The following is a 17,980-nucleotide window of genomic DNA, read 5'->3' as shown; positions in this document are numbered from 1 at the left end:
ACAACATGATTATCAGTCCTCCGTTTCTGAGAGATAAAGATGTAACCCAGTCTGATGCTGACTGGGTTGACGCGATGATGCCAGTCAGTTCCCACAGAGGATTCCCTCTCAATGCGTCGGATTCATGGCATGGTGGAATGCATTTATCGCATACGGACTCAGGTGGATCGCCTGAGAAGGTCAGGGCGATAGCTGACGGAACGGTCGTGTCGTTCCGAATACCGTCAAAACCCTGGAAAAGAGATCAGTTGCCGCTGAAGTATTCGGCCACCAGAGGAACGGATGATGGCTATGTTTTACTGAAACATGAGACTGAAATTGGTTCCGGGGAAGATGGAAAGGTTGTTTTTTACTCTTTGTATATGCATCTGAAACATCTGGAAGCAGAGATTAAAGCTGACGCTAAAATTTATCGTAAAGCCCCGCTTGGCTCTTCCGGAATGAGTGACGGGCAGAATGAATTTCATTTCCAGATTTTCTGTGATGAAGCCAACATCAGGAAGCTGGTCGGCAGGGCTACTGGTGAGTTGAATATTAATGAAAACGGCCGGACAGATGTTGTCTACGGCGATATTCATTTTTATCTACCGGCAGGAACGAAATTTTATGAGGCGGGACAGGTAAATAATACACCCGATACAACGAACTTAAACGAAGTGCATACCAGCGCAGTTCCGTTGTACGCAAGCATGAGCCTTGATAAAGGGACATGCACGATGATTACGCGACAAGCATGCGCGGGTGCTGAAGGTGCCTTTGAGCCAGTTGGCTCACCCCTGGTCAATGCCGACGGCGAGGACTATGAATACAACCTTTATAAAACAGCCACCAAACGCTATCCGCAAAGTCCGAGTGCCGGGTATGAACTTCTGCGCTTTGGCCGGATTATTAACACTGAGCATGAAACCCTGGCTCCTGCTGATGCACCCTTATGGATGACTGTGAATTACCCAGGTGGAAAAGGTGTGGTGAACCTTGCAGCAGAGGCTGTTAAAAAGTTCAGCGATGCAGATTTTCCGCACTGGACAGGATGGCAACTGATTGATGATGACAAAGACACGCATAGCCAGTGCAATTCAGCAGCAATAAGAAAGTTGCAGGCAGAAGACAGGTATACAGCACAAAGCAGCAGGCTTATTTGCTGTTTTCCGTTTGAGTGGGAAAAAAGCACCATTGACGTCAGGTACAAATGGCTGATGACGGGTCTGCCCTGGGAGCAGTGCACATCGGAAAAAACGGCCATATGGCAGATACCGGGGACGAATGAATCGAAGGACCGAATTCTGATGAGCGAAGAGGACTACGACAGGTTCAAACAGCACGCAGAAGCCCTGTGTTTTGATTCGGGAGAATTAGGTAAATGGAAAATATGGCATTTTGATCCGCGTGGGTTTATTGAGCATTTCAGGAAATGTGGGTGGTTAGATAAGATAGATTTAAGTAGAATTTACTCTACTACAGCTGAGGATATTAGGGAGAAATATCGTACTTCTATAAATGCTATATTAATTAAATATGGTATGAATAATCCAGTGCGAGCAACTCATTTCTTGGGGCAGGGTGCGATTGAATCACAAAACTTAAATCTTATGGTTGAGGGGTCTATTTCGTTTAGTCTCCATCCTGAGCATTTATCATTTACCGAAGAAACTAATGGTTATTATGCAGACTCGACAGATACATATGGTTATTTTTACAATTATGAACGTGAAGGTAATGATTTGGGTAATGTAACTAAAAGCGATTTGAGAGATTCAAGAAATAATCGTTTGACTGTAGTGATTGGAAGGGACTCCAGAAATAGGCCTGTGTTAACTTCGCCTCAAAGGGGAGCTATTGATTCAAATTTATCCCGCATTGGAGATGGGATGAAATTTCGTGGGCGAGGGTTTAAACAGTTAACTGGCTTGGCGAATTACACGGGATATTGGACTTATAGAGGATGGTTGCGTCGTACTGATTATGATAATAGTTGGTGGCAAAACCCAACCCGGTTAAGAGTTCCTGTAATCAATAACCCTCAGAATATATCAACAATACCGTATAATTGCATTGATTCTGGAGGGCAATTCGTAGCAAAAAATGGAGTTTTGCGAAAAGCAGATGCTGGGGTTACTCGCAATAGTTCAAGATCTGTTAGCATGATAATAAATAGATGGGATGAGCCATCTTTTGATCGCAGATTTCAATCAACGCAAAATGTACATTCAATTATAGGGGAGGGTAAGTGAGAATTATTCTAATGTTTTTTTTATGTTTGTTTGCAAGCTCGAGTTATAGCGAGGGGAATTATAAATCAATCTCTCTTGAAGAAGCTGTTATTAACATTCCTGCCAAATGGTATGTCAATAGAAAAAACGATTGTCTATTTATTAGGGGGAAGCATGTCAATGCATTTGATTACCTTAAACTATGCAGAGGTTCATCGATCGAAGAAAGTGATTATTTTAAAATGGATGATGACGACAAATGGGAGGCTATAACTGATGGTACTCCAGTTTTGGCGGATGTGAATGTTACGTCGAAATTTACCGGAATGAGTGCAATAGTTTCATGTAAGTATAAAGATGATGCTGGGTATCATACTGAACAGTGTTTCCAAGCAGAAATAAATTTACCACAAAAGATAAATTTCATTTTCACTGGAAGAGGTGATTCGTCATTATTTAATGATTACAAAGAGGTATATCTCTCATTCAATATTAAATGATACATATATCCTGAGGGAGGGTTTTACGACAATTTATCGAAAGTGAAAAGAGATAGGGTGCGATTTTATGAAAATAACATAGCTGTTTGTGCTTTTATATTTTAGCACATTTACGTAAGTTACAATGCCATTGCGTCAAGATACACCAAAGGCCATCGATATTGGCTCAATAGATTTATTAATAAGCAAATCGTTCTGAGGGATTTTTATTGCCCCGGAACGTCACAAAAAGACATGGTTGAAGATGTAAGTTTAACCGATGTTATCAAAAAAACTTAAGTAAAAATGTTATAAATATCAGCTCGAAGAAATTATTAATATGAAAAAAATATTTCATTCAATTTTAATCACTCTTTTGATTCAGAGCGGTAGTTGCTTTGCTGTAAGCTATCCTTCGGTTCAGGCTATGCTTGAAGCAAACTACTCTCACTCTGATGATACTGAATATCCATGGCATAAAGATAATGCAGAAAGTGAAATGAATAATTATAGTTTGTGTGAAAAAGCTAAGGTGCCATTCTCCACATCTGATATCTTAATAGTGATGTGCCCTGACCCTGAACTGGCAACCTCGCTCAATGAAGATATCCCCACAGATATTTATTGGATACGAAAAGCTAATAGTGGCATTAATGTCATTAACTCAGTTAAAAATCTCGGTGAAGGTTATGTAGGTATTATTCCTGTATCGCCTGACCGGTGGGCTATTGAAGTGTCTTCAGGATCAAACAACCAGGGCTACTTGCAGGAACATCACATGTTAGGATTTATCGTTAACGATGATTTTAATATGATTGCCCAATGGACAGCTATCATGGAAGATTCAAACAATAACATCTCAATGGAAAACACCTTATCTATTGAAACAAAAAACCTTTAGTTAATGGTTTTTATCCAATATCTATAATTTCGGTCTCTAAATATAGTGAAAAGAAAATCAAACAAAATTATGATTTATTTTACGACACAAAAATCGATGCTTGCAAAATCCCTGATGAATTGAATGATGGATATTAATTTGTAGAGGGGTCACTGAGGGCCAACTAAAATCATGCATTCGTTAAAAAAAACGCCTCCATTGTATAGTAGGCCAGCACCTCTTAAATTAGGTCGTTGGTTTTACTCTTTGATTATTATCATATCCCTTAGTGTCATTATTATGCGCATGTTTGGCGGTTATATTAAAAGCCATGACTTTTGGCTTATCGCTTTGGGGATTCCTGTTTCATGTTGGTTCATTGTGGGTACGGCATACGTTGTAATATGGATGTTGAAGGATATAAAAGCCAGTGGTTACAATAGACAACGTGAGAAATGGATTCTGAGTGAAACGCGAAAAAGCCGGAGGGCGCTCCAGGTTTTATCGACATCATTAATTTCCGGTCATAATTTAAAAGATAAAAATGATATCTTAAATTCTTTAATCAAAAACAAAGGTATCATTTCTTCACAACAGGACAGAGTTGGCAATGAAGGTGTAAGGCTAAGTCGTATCCCAGACAGTAACGACAGCCTTACAGAGGTGATTTTAAACATTTTTCAAAAGCTAATAGAAAAATTACCTTTAGATTATATTCCTGATAACACACACTTAGTTATTGCTCTTGATACATCGTCAATCATATCTCAGCAGAACATCAATGAATTGTGGCTCCAATCATGGGGGGAATTTGGCAGTTTACACTCATTTAATTTAATTGAGAGTAAGGGGCTTGGCATTTTAGACCATTGGCTTAATACCAGAATCAAAGAAAATTCACTGCTTCTGGTTGTGGCGCTACAAGTAGCGCCAATTAATGCTGATAACAGTGCAGAAGCTGCAGTTGCGTTACTCCTTGGTAACAGACTGACGCAGGAATCAATTTCACCTCAGGCATTACTACACCGTCCGGATCCCTCTCCAGTTGAAGAGCTTGAATCCGGTATGCTGATGGCTGCATACAACGTTCCGATCAAAGATGGCATCGTTAAACACCTCTGGCTGTCCGGGCTCAACGATCAGCAGCATGCAGCGGTGGTGATTCATCAAAAGAAGCCGCCAGCTCAGGCGGTTGAAGGAGAGGCGGTCATTAACCTCGACAGTTCTATGGGACATGCCGGAGCGGCAGCCCCCTGGCTGGCGATTGCCGCTGCTGCTGAACATGCCCAACAAACGTTGTCCCCGCAGATGATTATCTGTGGAGACACCTCACAGGATGTGCTGTGGTGCACGCTCGTCACCCCGACGGCTTCCCGACAGGAGATGGATTCGTGAAGTTATCTGCTTTATTACCAAGGACAACGGAAGGCCGCTATCTTGCTGTCGTCGTCTTTTTCCTGATTTTACTGGGAGCCATGACATTTATTGTCTGGAAATATCCTGACATAGCCGGTCTTTCAGCAGGTACTGGGCAGCAAACTCACTGGCTCATTGCAGGTTGTTGTTTGACCGGGAGCCTTATGGCTGGAGCTGTACTGCTCTTTATTGCCGTCCGCCATGCGGGAGGCAAGGCATTCGAATCTGTCGTTGCGTCAACCCACGGTGATGATGAGAAGAAAAAACGCAGAAGTGAGAAAGTCACTCAGCCTCCTGAAGCGATGATGTGTGACGGCATTAAACGCCATCTTCACAAACGTTATGGGCTCTTCTGGCGCCGCAAAGTTCGGCTGCTGTTAGTCACCGGCGATGAAGCCGCAATTGAGCAACTGGTTCCCGGTCTGCAAACCAGTCAGTGGCTGGAAGGGGAGCGTACCGTTCTGATTTACGGTGGCAGTCTGGCCGCAGAAGTTGATAGTGAAAAATACACCGCGCTGCGTAAGCTGCGCCGTTTCCGTCCGCTGGATGGCATTGTTCGGGTGACAGGGGAAGGTCAGAGCCTCACACCGCAGATGAGTGACAACGACCTGCGTGGGCTGGAGAAAATCGGCGAAGCGCTGCGCTATTCAGCACCCGTCTGGTTGTGGCAGCTGTGCGGCAGTGAATGGTCGCAGACCGGGCGCAAATCGCAGTCTGTCGGTATCACGCTGCCGTTGCAGGCCATACCGGATGATGTGGCCCGGCAGCTTGATACACTGCTGCCGCAACTTCGGGAGCAGGGGCTGTCCCAGGTGGCTGAAAACCGCCAGTATGATTTTCTGCTGCGCCTTGCTCAGCAGCTTGAGCAGGGGGGCAGCAAACTCTGGTCATCCCGTCTGACACCGTGGCTGTACAGTTCACAGCAGCGCGTCCCGTTGCGGGGGTTGATGTTCAGTCAGGTGAATATGCCTGAGCCTTCTGCCGAACAGTCTGTAAAAGGTGCCGTGCCTTTACATCAACATGCTCTGACGTTTCCTGCAACCTGGCAGGGTATTACCGCTGACTGCACGCGGGTCCGTGGCCGCCGTGTCGGTATGGCCTGGGAGCAGACGCTGGTATGGGCCATCATGGTTGTGATTGGCGTCTGGGGAGCAGGTCTGTTGCTCTCCTTTGGCCTCAATTACCACCAGATTTCTTCTGTGGCGGAAAAAGCCCGCAATCTGGTGGAACATCATTCCGTTTCTGATTATCAGCTGATGGCACTGCATGAACTGCGAAACGATGCCGGTCGTCTGCAACATCGTGTTCAGGACGGAGCGCCCTGGTATCAGCGCTTTGGCCTTGATCATAACCCGCAACTGCTGAGCGCTGTGCTCCCGTGGTATGGGGTGGCAAACAACCGTCTGATCTGCGACCCGGCAAGTATCGTCCTGACACAAAAGCTCGCCGCCCTGACTAATTCAGCGCCAAACAGCGACCAGCGAATGCAACTGGCAAAACCCGGCTATGACCAGCTGAAAGCCTGGCTGATGATGTCACGCCCGGACAAAGTGGATGGGGCGTTCTACGCCCGGACCATGAAGGAGGTGCAGCCGACTCGCACAGGCATCTCCACCGGCCTGTGGCAGAGCCTCTCCCCGGACCTGTGGGCATTCTATATGACTGAGCTGCCACAGCAGCCGCAGTGGAAAATTACCCCGGATGCATCCCTGGTCAGCCAGAGTCGTCAGGTGCTGTTGCAGCAGATTGGTCGACGCAATGCGGAAGGGACGCTGTATGACAATATGCTCAAATCGGTGCGCCGTAACTTTGCCGATGTTTCTCTGGAAGACATGACCAGTGGCACCGATGCCCGGCGTCTGTTCAACACTGACGAAGTGGTGCCGGGGATGTTTACCCGTCAGGCGTGGGAAGGGGGCATTCAGCAGGCTATCGAGAAGGCGGTCAGCTCCAGGCGCGATGAAATTGACTGGGTGCTCAGCGACAGCCGCAAGGCAGTCTCCGCAGACCTGTCGCCGGAAGCGCTGAAAGCCCGTCTGACTCAACGTTACTTCACTGATTTTGCCGGCAGCTGGCTGAGCTTTCTTAACAGCCTGCAACTTAATCCAGCGAGCAGCATTGCCGATGTGACTGACCAGCTGACGCTGATGAGCGATGTGCGCCAGTCACCGCTGATTGCCCTGATGAATACGCTGGCCTGGCAGGGACAGAGCGGACAGCAGAACGAGGGGCTGTCTGATTCCATCATTAAGTCAGCAAAAGAACTGGTTGGCAGTCAGGATAAGCCCGTTATCGATCAGCGTGCGGCCGGACCGCAGGGGCCGCTGGATGACACCTTCGGGCCGTTACTGACACTGATGGGGAAAAACAAAGCCAGCAACATGATGTCGGCCGACAATTCCCTGAGCCTGCAAACTTATCTCACCCGTATCACCCGCGTGCGACTGCGCCTGCAACAGGTCGCGAGTGCTAACGATCCGCAGGAGATGATGCAGACTCTGGCGCAGACGGTATTCCAGGGAAAAAGCGTGGATCTGACCGATACCCAGCAGTACGGTAGCCTCGTGGCTGCAAGCCTGGGGGAAGAGTGGAGCGGTTTTGGCAACACGATGTTTGTGCAACCGCTGACGCAGGCCTGGGAAACGGTACTGCAGCCGTCAGCCGCCAGTCTCAACGACCGCTGGAGCCGTTCCGTGGTGGCAAACTGGCATACCGCCTTTGATGGCCGCTTCCCGTTTGCCGTGAGCAAAAGCGACGCTTCCCTGCCCATGCTGGCTGAGTTTATCCGCAAAGACAGTGGGCGCATCGACAGGTTTCTGGCGACCGAGCTCAACGGTGTGCTTCACAAAGAAGGTAGCCAGTGGGTACCGGATAACGCGCACAGCCAGGGGCTGACATTTAATCCGGCCTTCCTCAAAGCCGTTAACCAGCTGAGCCAGTTGTCAGACATTCTGTTTACTGACGGCAGCCAGGGGATCAGTTTTGAACTGCAGGCCCGTCCGGCTCCGCAGGTGGTGGAAACGCAACTGACGATTGACGGGCAGAAGTTGCATTACTTTAACCAGATGGCCGACTGGCAGTCTTTCCGCTGGCCGGGGGAGACCTTCAGGCCCGGAGCCATGCTGACCTGGACCTCAACCAGCGCCGGCGCGCGTCTGTTCGGGGATTACAGCGGGACCTGGGGCTTCATTCGCTGGCTGGACCAGAGCAAGCGTCAGCAAATTGATCGCAGTCAGTGGATGATGAGCTTCGCCGCTCCGGATGGACGCACGCTGCAGTGGGCTCTGCGCTCCCAGCTGGGCAAAGGGCCGCTGGCATTGCTGGATTTGCGTGGTTTTACTCTGCCGGAACACATATTCAGTGTGGAGGCTTCTGCGGCAACGCAGGCGTTCGGCAGTATCGATAACCCGGACATGGATGGCGTGGAATAATGGCCACATTACAGAACGTACTCCAGGCCTGTGGCACAGATGAAAAGGCCTCACTGGCTCAGGCCCGGGCGCGCAGTGCTGACTGGGCAAACTGGCTTATGCCATCAGACGGCAGCGAACCGACCGGAGAGGACCCGGGCTATGACGATGATTTCCAGCGTATTCGCGAAGAAGTCAATAAACTCTCGGGGATTGATACGGGCCTGATTTGTCTGCTGGCAGAAAAACTGCTGACCGGCACCTGTAAGGATTTACGTGTCATCACTTTCTATGTCTGGGCCCGTCTGCATCAGGACGGTGAGCTCGGGTTGGCTCAGGGTCTTGAACTGCTGGCCGCGATGCTGGCGCGGTTCGGAACCCAGTTACATCCTCAGCGCGATCGCAGCCGTAAAACGGCCCTGGAATGGCTTGGCAGCCGCCGCGTGATGGACAGCCTGTCTCTGTACCCTGAAGTGGATATATCGGTCATGCAGCGCATCGCCGCGGCGCTGTTACTGGCGGAAGAGACGTTCCGGACATTTGATGAGGACGCCCGGCCAGAACTGGCTGGATTGTATCGGGCCCTGGATAACCGACTGGTTCAGAGTGGCGGTGCCAGCAGCCTGGTGCCCCAGACCAGCAGGGAAGAGCACGCCTCGTCGGCATCAGCAGCATCTTCAGCACCGGTGATGAATGCTGTCACGTCGGGACGAGATTTGCTTGATCAGGCCAAAGTGCTGGCGAAATACCTTCGTGATCAACCCGGTGGCTGGCTGGCCGGACATCATCTGCTGAAAAGTGTCCGCTGGGACACGCTGACCGAACTCCCGCCACTGGATGCGTCAGGACGCACCCGCCTGGTGCCACCCAAGCCAGACAATAAAGCACACCTCAAACGTCTGTACCTGCAAAAAAGCTGGTCTGAGCTGCTGGAACACACAGACACATTGCTGGCGCAGGGGGTGAATCATCTGTGGCTGGACGTGCAGTGGTACGCCTGGCAGGCACTGGTAAAAATGGATGCGGACAGCGTTCGGGCTGACATCCTCTGTCGTGATCTGGAAGGGCTACTGGCCCGCCTTCCGGGGCTCGACGCGCTGGCGTTCAGTGACGGCACGCCTTTTGCGGATGAAGTTACGATGAACTGGATCAACGAAAGCGTGCTGGACGACATACCCGTATGGAAAGATGAACCGGTGTCAGCCCTGGTCGCTGGCAGCGATGATGTGCTGACGCTGGAGCCCGAAGTGCTGGCGAAAGCTGACAGCGAAGGGGTTGAAGCCGCCCTTAACTGGCTGCAGATTCAGCCGGGTTACACGTCACCCCGCGAGCGGTGGCTGATGCGCCTGCTGATGGCCCGGGTGTGTGAGCAGTACGGTAAAAACGAAATGGCGCTTCACCTGCTGGGTGAGCTTGACGGCAGCACCCGCACGCTGACGCTTGAACAATGGGTACCGGAGCTGATGTTTGAAGTCAAAGCCCGCAGGTTAAAACTGTTGCGAGGTAAGGCCGGGCGAAGTGAGGTGGACAAAATCCGCCTGCAACCCGACATGGAGTCACTGCTTTCCGGGCTTATCTCACTGGATCCAGCACGGGCTGCGGTGCTCTGCAGCTGACCCCCTTAACTGAAGGAATAGTCTGTTATGGCAAAAGGTTACTATCTGGTGCAGGGGGACATGACCACCTGTGGCGGCAAAATTGTGGATGGTGCAAGCGATCATCGGTTGTCTGGAAAAGGGATTGCCTGCGAACGTGACCGAGTGATCTGTGGTCAGCATCCCGGGATGTATATGATTGCGGGCGGTATCGCGAATGATACTGTCCATGGGCGTAAAATGGCGGGTACTCTGGACAGTACCAGCTCCTGCCCATGCAGGGCGCGTTTTGTGCCATCGATGATGCAGGATACTTATGAGAAAGGAGGAGAGTGTATAAACTCTTCTTTTTCACTCGATGGGCTTATGGCCTCTTTACAGGATCCCTATAAGAACCTGAATCCGGAAGAGAAGAGTGAGCGTCATTGTACTCACACTGATGGAGCCATTAAGGTAGCAGAATATATCCTCAGTGAAATAAAGACGAATGTCAGAAGCCGAACGGCAGAAACAATACGTTATTTCATTGACGAAGAGGTTTTAAAGCAAAGGCAAGCTGAATGGGAGAAACTGCCTTTTTACGCAAAAATGGCCCCACTGCCTCAACCTGATTTACCCGCAGCAATAGCAATCTGGTATCAGGCAGTGAAAACGGGTTCTACCTGGGATCATAAACCGAAAATACGCGATAGATTTTCGACGGTTGCAGTTGCACGACCGCTTCCCAGAAAAGGAAAACCATCAAGGTCTTATTACCACAAGTTCAAACAACATGATTACTTTTATGATGTCTGGTCAAATATACATTATGGTTATGTTGGTCGTAGTGTTGGTTTCTCTGAATCATTACTCTTAAAAGGTTCTACCTGGGAACAAAACATGACACCTGGCGCAATTGGGGATGATACGCTGGATGATGTTACGAGTATGAAAATAGGGTTTGAACTGTTCCGTCAGTATGGAAAATATGCAGAGAACCTGACTTGTAATAATATACTTGACGCTTTAGATAATATACCTGGTCAGCTACTCCCTCACTCAAGAGAAAAACATTGGTGTTGGAACACCGATAATCCAGAAAAGATTGAGGCGTCATTGTGAAAAAAATGACACTATTGTATATTGCATTTTTTTTGGGACTATCAGTCATGGTCGCTCATGTTATTCCGATACGACCTGTTGTTACCATTACAAATAATACTAACGAATCTTTATTCGTATATGCAGGTGAGAGTGTCTATGGTGTTGAACCTGAGCCTGACGAAGTTGAGAGAATTGTAAGATCACAACCAGAGGTCATAGCACCGGGAAAAAAATTTGAACTGACCGCTTCATTTATATCTCTGATTAGAAATGACGCAACAATCGACATTGGCTGGAGAATTGGTGGGCAGTATGAATACAATTCGACGGGTGGTGGTGGACAAAACTTCCTTCTTTCATCAACAGAGGGGGCATGTTCCGTGTCGATTGAAATACAGAGTGGATTTAATAATAACACTCTTGAAAATGCTCCATACGATTTATGCTTGAAAAAAATAAAACCATTTCAGTATCAATATTAATTAATATCAATGCAATGCTGGTAATAATTTAACGCGAATTAATAAATGCAGGATATATTATATCCTACGTGCCTACTTAGAGCTTATGATTGCGCCATTTAATAAACAAACTTAATTAAGAAAATATATGGACGACTTAACCCTGCGTTATTATGACGCTGAAATGCGCTACCTGCTTGAGGCCGGCGAAGAGTTTGCCCGCGCTCATCCTGAACAGGCGGCAATGCTCAATCTCGACAAGGCAGGCGCGCGCGACCCGTACGTGGAGCGTCTGTTTGAAGGCTTTGCCTTCCTGATGGGCCGCCTTCGTGAAAAACTTGACGATGACTTGCCGGAACTGACCGAAGGGCTGGTCAGTCTGTTGTGGCCGCATTACCTGCGTACCATTCCGTCGATGTCCGTGGTGGAATTCACACCGGACTGGCGCGAAATGAAAGAGCCGATTCGTATCGTCAAAGGTTTCGAGGTCCGTTCTCGCCCGGTGGGTGAGAAAGGCACACGCTGCCGTTACACCACCACCAAAGAGACAGACCTTCAGCCCCTGTCGCTGGAGCAGGCCAGCCTGGCGACCGATCCCGATGGCCGTTCGGTTGTCACGCTGCGCTTTCACTGCAGCCAGCTTGCGGACTGGAGCCGTATCGATCTCAGCTCTGTTTCGCTTTACTTCAACGCCGATGCACCGCTGGCCTGCGCCATGCACGAAGCCTTTAACATGAATGTGTCCCGGATGTGGTTACGGATGCCCGGCGATGTGGACAGAAGGGCGCTTGACGGACATTTCACCGCTCAGGGCTTTGGCGATGGCGACACCCTGTGGCCAACGGGTAGCAGCAGTTTCAGTGGCTATCAGCTGTTACTGGAATACTTTACCTTCCGGGAAAAATTCATGTTCACCGGCCTGCGTGGGCTGGAGAACGTGGCCTTCCCGGCTGAGCTCCCCTGGTTTGAAATCGACGTGGTGCTGACTGAGCGCTGGGAGCATGACTTCAGCTTTACGGAGAAGCACCTGCGTCTGAACTGCGTGCCGGTGATTAACCTGTTCCCGCTGGAATCCGACCCGCTGACGCTGAACTCCCTGCAGACGGAGTACATGCTGCGCCCGATGCGTGTGCAGGATGGCCATACCGAGATTTACGCCGTGGATTCGGTGACGTCCTCCAGTCAGCATGCTTATGTCCCGTTCGCAAGCTTCCGCCACAAAGGCGGGATGATGCGCCATGACGCCCCGGAATATTACTACCACACCCGCGTGCGCCGGGGGCCGTCCGGGCTGCATAACACCTGGCTGATCCTCGGGGGCGAAGCCTTTGACAACCACACAGTGCCGGAAGATGAAAGCCTGTCACTGACTCTCACGGGGACGAATGGTCAGTTACCCCGCCGCGCGCTGCAGAGCACGGTACTCGATACGGTGATGAAAACCACGTCGGCCAGCATCGCCGTACGTAACCTCTGCGCGCCCACGCTACCCTGCTACCCGCCTGCACAGGATCGCTTTCACTGGCGTGTGCTGAGTCATCTGGGCAGCGGTTTCCTCTCGATGATGGATAACGCCGACGTACTGCGTGGCACGCTGGCGCTGTATGAGTGGACCCACAGTGAGATGAACCGACGCCGCCTGGAAGCCATCATCGGGGTGAAGCACAGCGAAACAGAGCGCTTTGAACAGGGATATCTGGTACGCGGTGTGCAGATAGAGGTGACCCTCGACAGCCACGGTTTTGCCGGGCGGGGCGATATCTGCCTGTTTGGTGAGATGCTGAGTCGCTTCTTCGCGCTCTATACCGATATTTACCTGTTTAACCGTCTGATTATCATTCTGCAACCAACCGGAGAGCGCCTGGAATGGGAAGAGAAGCACAACCGCCGCATTCCCGGCTGACCCCGCGACTGGAAGCCGACCTTCACCGGATAAACTTTTATCGCTTCTGCCAGTTGCTGGAAAAGCGCCAGCCGGATCAGCCGTTAATCGGGTCGACCAGCCACCCCTCAGACGACCCGGTACGGTTCTGCCCGCATCCGGGGATGGGATTTCCGGCCAGTGAACTCAGAGCGGTCGAATACGATGAAGAGGGTGGCCGCAAACCGCCGGTCATTCGCACCACGTTCATGGGTCTGTACGGTGTGGATTCCCCGCTGCCGACCGCGTATCTCGATGACATTGCCCAGCGCCGGGAAGGGCACGAGGCACAGCAGGGATTTCTCGATATTTTCAGTCATCGCATCCTGACGCAGTTTTACCGTATCTGGCGTAAATATTCATATCCGGCCTCGTTCGAACCTGGCGGCACGGATGCACTTTCTCAGTCACTGCTGGGTCTGGTGGGGCTGGGTATTCCCGGCACGGCAAACCACATCGCCACCCCGGTGTCGCGTTTTCTGGCACTGCTCGGTGTGTTACGCCAGCCGGGCAAAACCCAGGAAGGAATGCAGGCACTGGTGAGCCTGCTGGCACCGGACACCACGGTGCAGGTCAGTCCGTATTGTCTGCGGCCGGTGGAAGTCAGCCAGCCCATGGGGTTTTATGGCGAGGAAGATTTTCTGCTCGATGGCAATACGCCGCTCGGCGAGGAAGCGATGGATGCCAACAGCCAGCTGCTGATTGCGCTCTCCACCGACAACGCGCAGGAGTCGCAGGGCTGGAAACCAGATGGTCTGCTGTATCAGGACTTTCTGGTGATGCTGCGGGTGTATCTGGGCTGGCGCTTTAAGGCAAAAATCACCCTGACCACCGGGTTCCGCCTGCTGGCCGTCCCTCCTCTGGGGGACGGTCCTTTCTGGCTGGGCATGAATGGCGTACTGGGTGCTGAAGATGGAGCATGCCTGGGCGATATTCCGCAGACCTTTACGACGGAACTGGGTTATTACCGCGGCATGAAGCCCGCCACACCACAACAAGGAAACCGACGTGTTACGTACAAGTTTGATTAAAAACACACGCTGGCTGCTACCGCTGCTGGCGTTCAGCCTGACAGGCTGTGGCGTGATGCAGAGCGCCACAGACGGTACAACATCGGCCTTCACCGCCGTTTTTTATAAGGATATTAAGGTGCTGCATCTGGATTTTACTGCCCGCGAGGCACTGAATACCGATGCCCGTGAGAGCCATTCGCTGTCCGAGTCAGTGGTGGTTCGGGTGTATCAGCTGAAAGACCGCAAAACCTTCGACAAGACGGTGTATCAGCAGCTGTTGAAAGACGGCGAGACTCTCCTGCAAACCGATTTGCTGGCCAGTCGCGATGTGGTGGTGAAACCGGGCGGTGATGCCAGCCTCGACATGCCCATGGAAGCGGATACGCAGTTTGTCGCCGTGGTCGGGCTGTTCCGTCATCCGGATATCGTGAACAACACCTGGAAGCAGGTCATCCAGCGTGAAGACCTCGACCCCGACAAACCGCGTATCCTGGAAGCCGGAAACAACCACCTGACACTACAGTCAGTTAAGGACGATTAATGCCACAGGGACACAACACCCCTTCGTTGTATGAAATGCTGGCGGGCAACTTCACCGGTGGTCTCGACCTGCACCTGGTCAGTGAACCCGACCAGGTCATCTTGTCGGTACTGGACAACATGCAGCGCATTCTTAACTGCCGCGCCGGGGCACTGGCGCATTTGCCGGACTACGGTCTGCCGGATATGACCACCATCCTGCAGGGCATGCCGGGCACGGCTCATGAGCTGATGAGAACCCTGTCGGATGTTTTGCTTAAATACGAACCCCGGCTGAAAAAAATTGAGGTCGTCCTGCTGGAGCAGAGCATCCCGGGCGAGCTGCGTTATGCCATTGATGCCGAACTCAGAGGGATTGGTCTGGTGCGCTATGGCACGGACTTCCGGCCGGAGGGCAGGGTGCTTATTCGCCACCTGAAACAACAGCAGCACATGGATGCCACGACGCAGTGGTAAATCACTCTCTCACAGAAAGAATTGTTGCATGAATAACCGGAATGAACACCGCCTGAAAACCGGGGGGGATCCGCGCACGCTGGCTGATTTTGCCGCCCTGCGTGAAGAGCTCAGCAAACTCACGCATCCGGCCCGCCCGGATGTGAGCTGGCAGTACGTTGAAACCCTGTGCCTGAATCTGTTTGAGCGTAACGGCGTGGAGCTGCAGACCGCCGCCTGGTACACCCAGGCCCGAACCCGCCTCGCCGGGTTGTGCGGTCTGAACGAAGGGCTGGCAATTATCACTGCGCTGATGACCCACCAGTGGGGGACTTTGTGGCCGCAGGCGACCCATGCGCGGATGGAAATCATCAGTGGACTGAGCCTGCGTCTGCAACAGATGTTGCGTACCGTCACACTGGTCTACGCTGACCTCGGCGCGCTCTATCAGGCAGAAAAACATCTCTCAGAGTTGGGCGGTGTGCTGCAACGCCTTGAGCTTAAACATGTCAGCCAGATGGATGCGCTGCGCAACCAGTTACATGCCGCCGCCGTACGGCTGGAAAACAGTGAGGTATCACCAGACCATCACGCGACATCAGGTATCGTGCTGCCTGCCACGGTCGGCGGACAAACAGAGCATATCATTCCACGCACCGCCCTAGTCTATGTGGCACAGGCCGAGCCTGCGGTGAGAGTCGAAACCCTCAGCATCCCAGTCCGGACAACTCCGTGGAAGCCCTTTATCGCAGGAATGGCCACGATGATGGCAACGGGAAGCGTGTTGTTGTACGGCTGGAATGTCTGGCATCAGCAAAGCCCGGAGCAGGTACAACTGCAGGCCCTGGTCGCGCCACCGCCTGCCGTCCTGTCGGCCGCGCAAATACAGCAGTTACAGCAACAGAAACCGGCATGGCTGAACGACGGGGCCTGGCTGGAAGCGGTCCAGCAACGGCTGGTACAACTTACCCGTTTCCCCCCGGACCAGGCACTGAATGAGGGCAACCAGCTTGTCAGGCAGACTCAGGCTCTGTGGCCGACCTCTCCTCAGGCACTCCACATGGCGATACGCTGGCAGCAGCATCTCAACGATACGGCGATACCTGCTGCGAGCTTGAGCGACTGGCATCAGGGCATGGTGGGGCTTCAGCAACTGGCTGACCGTCTGAACGGGTTGGATGAGAAACGCGGAAAATACATGACTGTGAGTGAACTGAAATCGGTGGTCTTTGCCATTCAGCAGTCATTTAACCGGACGCCCCCTGCAGAAGAACGACTGCGGCAACTGAGTAAGACCCCTTCGCTTGTGCTGGAAAATCAGACTGAAGCACATCTGAAGCAGCTCATCAGCCGCTATGCATTGCTGAAACAGAACCCGCCGGATTAGGCACTGGTGCCATCACTCACTATCCGACTCCCTGATTACAACGCCGGGTGTAAAAAAACAGAAGCAAAAGATGACCACCATAGGCGATGCAGAAGAACCGGGAAGGTATAAAACGCGGACTCAATGCCGGTTTAACCTACGATGCCAGTGTTACTGCAAACAGGGGCGGTAACCCCCTGGTGTCCAGTGTTGAAACCCCTCTGCGTGTGTCAGCTTTCTTATGCTATTCTCAGGCGCTTCACCCTTTCCCGGACTATCACGGAGAATTTATTGACCGGACAACCCACCAAACGACCCGATACCGAACTGGCGCACCTTGCCTGGTGCATTATGGTTGCCGTTACCCTTGCACGCAGGGAAGGTAAGGCACTATCCCCGCTACAAACGCATGCGTTTATTATGCAATGGTTATCTACTGCTCAGAAACGTAAGTTGTTTCCTAAATCGCTGGCACAGGACATTATCTGGTTGCAGGAGCAGGGGAATCGTAACGGCCCCGCTGCACGACTTTACAGCAAGATAGAGTATATCTGGCTGGCCAGTTCTGGTGAGTTAGCCACCCAGAGCACATTATTCCGGTTTACCTGCATGATTGACACACTGCGAACAATGGGCTGGCAGGATTATCTGCTATCGGATGCAGACTGGCAAAATGGCTGGAAATTTGACTCGGAAATACCCGCAGTGTATACACAAAAATCCGGGCTGCATGGCTCATTCACTGAGGCCGGAGCGCTAATCCAGCCGCTTGAGATACGCCTGACGGGGGAGCCTGACGGAATATTTCCGTTACTTGAACAGTGCCGGTTAATTGTTGATCCGTATACCACCAATCAGGAATATACCGCTTTTCTGTTACAGCCAGATGCAACGGACAGAACCCAAAACAACTGTGTTGCGTAATCATGCCAGCCCGGTGTTTCGATTCGAGCCCACGCAAACGTCATCACAGCCCGGAACGCTATTATTGTTCAATATAGCGTGTAGCTACCTTCTGCGCATCACTTAACCGTTCTGGCGTGAGTTTTTCCGCAGTCGCATCACGCCAACTGGCAGCCTTAGTCTGAGCGTTGGCGGCAGACACCGAGAGCCAGGCATAGACCTGCTTGTAGTCCTGCGCCCACCCTACAGTCCCCGAAATCAACGACAT

At 51.3% G+C, this 17,980-nt stretch carries 15 protein-coding genes; 14 read left to right on the top strand and 1 reads right to left on the bottom strand.

Annotated features, from left to right (window positions below; all coding sequences use genetic code 11):
• Window positions 1–5 precede the first annotated feature (5 nt).
• From D8682_RS08655 to D8682_RS08590, 14 genes are all read left to right on the top strand, one after another.
• Complete coding sequence (locus D8682_RS08655; protein ID WP_121814066.1) at window positions 6–2,231, top strand: M23 family metallopeptidase; 2,226 nt, start codon at window positions 6–8, stop codon at window positions 2,229–2,231.
• The gene (locus tag D8682_RS08650; RefSeq protein WP_202914378.1) at window positions 2,228–2,710 is read left to right on the top strand and encodes a hypothetical protein; all 483 of its coding nucleotides are present in this window, start codon (window positions 2,228–2,230) and stop codon (window positions 2,708–2,710) included. Before D8682_RS08655 ends, D8682_RS08650 begins: the two co-directional genes overlap by 4 nt.
• Window positions 2,711–3,029: 319 nt before the next feature.
• Complete coding sequence (locus tag D8682_RS08645) at window positions 3,030–3,590, top strand: hypothetical protein (protein WP_121814065.1); 561 nt, start codon at window positions 3,030–3,032, stop codon at window positions 3,588–3,590.
• A gap of 171 nt (window positions 3,591–3,761) precedes the next feature.
• A complete protein-coding gene (locus D8682_RS08640) occupies window positions 3,762–4,964 on the top strand; it encodes a hypothetical protein (RefSeq protein ID WP_370090834.1) in 1,203 nt (400 codons plus the stop codon).
• Window positions 4,961–8,416, top strand: a complete 3,456-nt coding sequence (locus D8682_RS08635) for an ImcF-related family protein (RefSeq protein ID WP_121814063.1) — start codon at window positions 4,961–4,963, stop codon at window positions 8,414–8,416. The genes D8682_RS08640 and D8682_RS08635 overlap by 4 nt, the downstream gene beginning before the upstream one ends.
• Window positions 8,416–10,011, top strand: a complete 1,596-nt coding sequence (gene tssA / locus D8682_RS08630) for a type VI secretion system protein TssA (protein ID WP_121814062.1) — start codon at window positions 8,416–8,418, stop codon at window positions 10,009–10,011. Before D8682_RS08635 ends, tssA begins: the two co-directional genes overlap by 1 nt.
• Window positions 10,012–10,038: 27 nt before the next feature.
• Window positions 10,039–11,091: a polymorphic toxin type 44 domain-containing protein gene (locus D8682_RS08625; protein WP_121814061.1), complete on the top strand. Its 1,053-nt coding sequence runs from the start codon at window positions 10,039–10,041 to the stop codon at window positions 11,089–11,091.
• A 5-nt stretch (window positions 11,092–11,096) separates the two neighbouring features.
• Window positions 11,097–11,555, top strand: a complete 459-nt coding sequence (locus tag D8682_RS08620) for a hypothetical protein (RefSeq protein WP_238392851.1) — start codon at window positions 11,097–11,099, stop codon at window positions 11,553–11,555.
• A gap of 127 nt (window positions 11,556–11,682) precedes the next feature.
• The gene (gene tssF, locus D8682_RS08615; RefSeq protein ID WP_121814059.1) at window positions 11,683–13,437 is read left to right on the top strand and encodes a type VI secretion system baseplate subunit TssF; all 1,755 of its coding nucleotides are present in this window, start codon (window positions 11,683–11,685) and stop codon (window positions 13,435–13,437) included.
• Window positions 13,401–14,486, top strand: a complete 1,086-nt coding sequence (gene tssG, locus D8682_RS08610) for a type VI secretion system baseplate subunit TssG (RefSeq protein ID WP_121814058.1) — start codon at window positions 13,401–13,403, stop codon at window positions 14,484–14,486. The genes tssF and tssG overlap by 37 nt, the downstream gene beginning before the upstream one ends.
• Window positions 14,464–15,009, top strand: coding sequence for a type VI secretion system lipoprotein TssJ (gene tssJ, locus D8682_RS08605; RefSeq protein ID WP_121814057.1), 546 nt, complete (start codon window positions 14,464–14,466; stop codon window positions 15,007–15,009). Before tssG ends, tssJ begins: the two co-directional genes overlap by 23 nt.
• Complete coding sequence (gene tssE / locus D8682_RS08600) at window positions 15,009–15,464, top strand: type VI secretion system baseplate subunit TssE (RefSeq protein ID WP_121814056.1); 456 nt, start codon at window positions 15,009–15,011, stop codon at window positions 15,462–15,464. Before tssJ ends, tssE begins: the two co-directional genes overlap by 1 nt.
• Before the next feature lie 28 nt (window positions 15,465–15,492).
• A complete protein-coding gene (locus tag D8682_RS08595) occupies window positions 15,493–16,830 on the top strand; it encodes a VasL domain-containing protein (protein ID WP_121814055.1) in 1,338 nt (445 codons plus the stop codon).
• 270 nt (window positions 16,831–17,100) lie between these two features.
• Window positions 17,101–17,733, top strand: coding sequence for a DUF2913 family protein (locus tag D8682_RS08590; protein WP_121814054.1), 633 nt, complete (start codon window positions 17,101–17,103; stop codon window positions 17,731–17,733).
• Between the two features lie 61 nt (window positions 17,734–17,794).
• Here the strand turns inward: D8682_RS08590 and D8682_RS08585 are convergent, their stop codons facing one another.
• Complete coding sequence (locus tag D8682_RS08585) at window positions 17,795–17,980, bottom strand: hypothetical protein (protein WP_121814053.1); 186 nt, start codon at window positions 17,978–17,980, stop codon at window positions 17,795–17,797.

It is taken from the genome of Buttiauxella sp. 3AFRM03 (genome assembly GCF_003675305.1).
Taxonomy (GTDB): domain Bacteria; phylum Pseudomonadota; class Gammaproteobacteria; order Enterobacterales; family Enterobacteriaceae; genus Buttiauxella; species Buttiauxella ferragutiae.
This window is presented reverse-complemented; position numbering and strand designations above follow the sequence as displayed.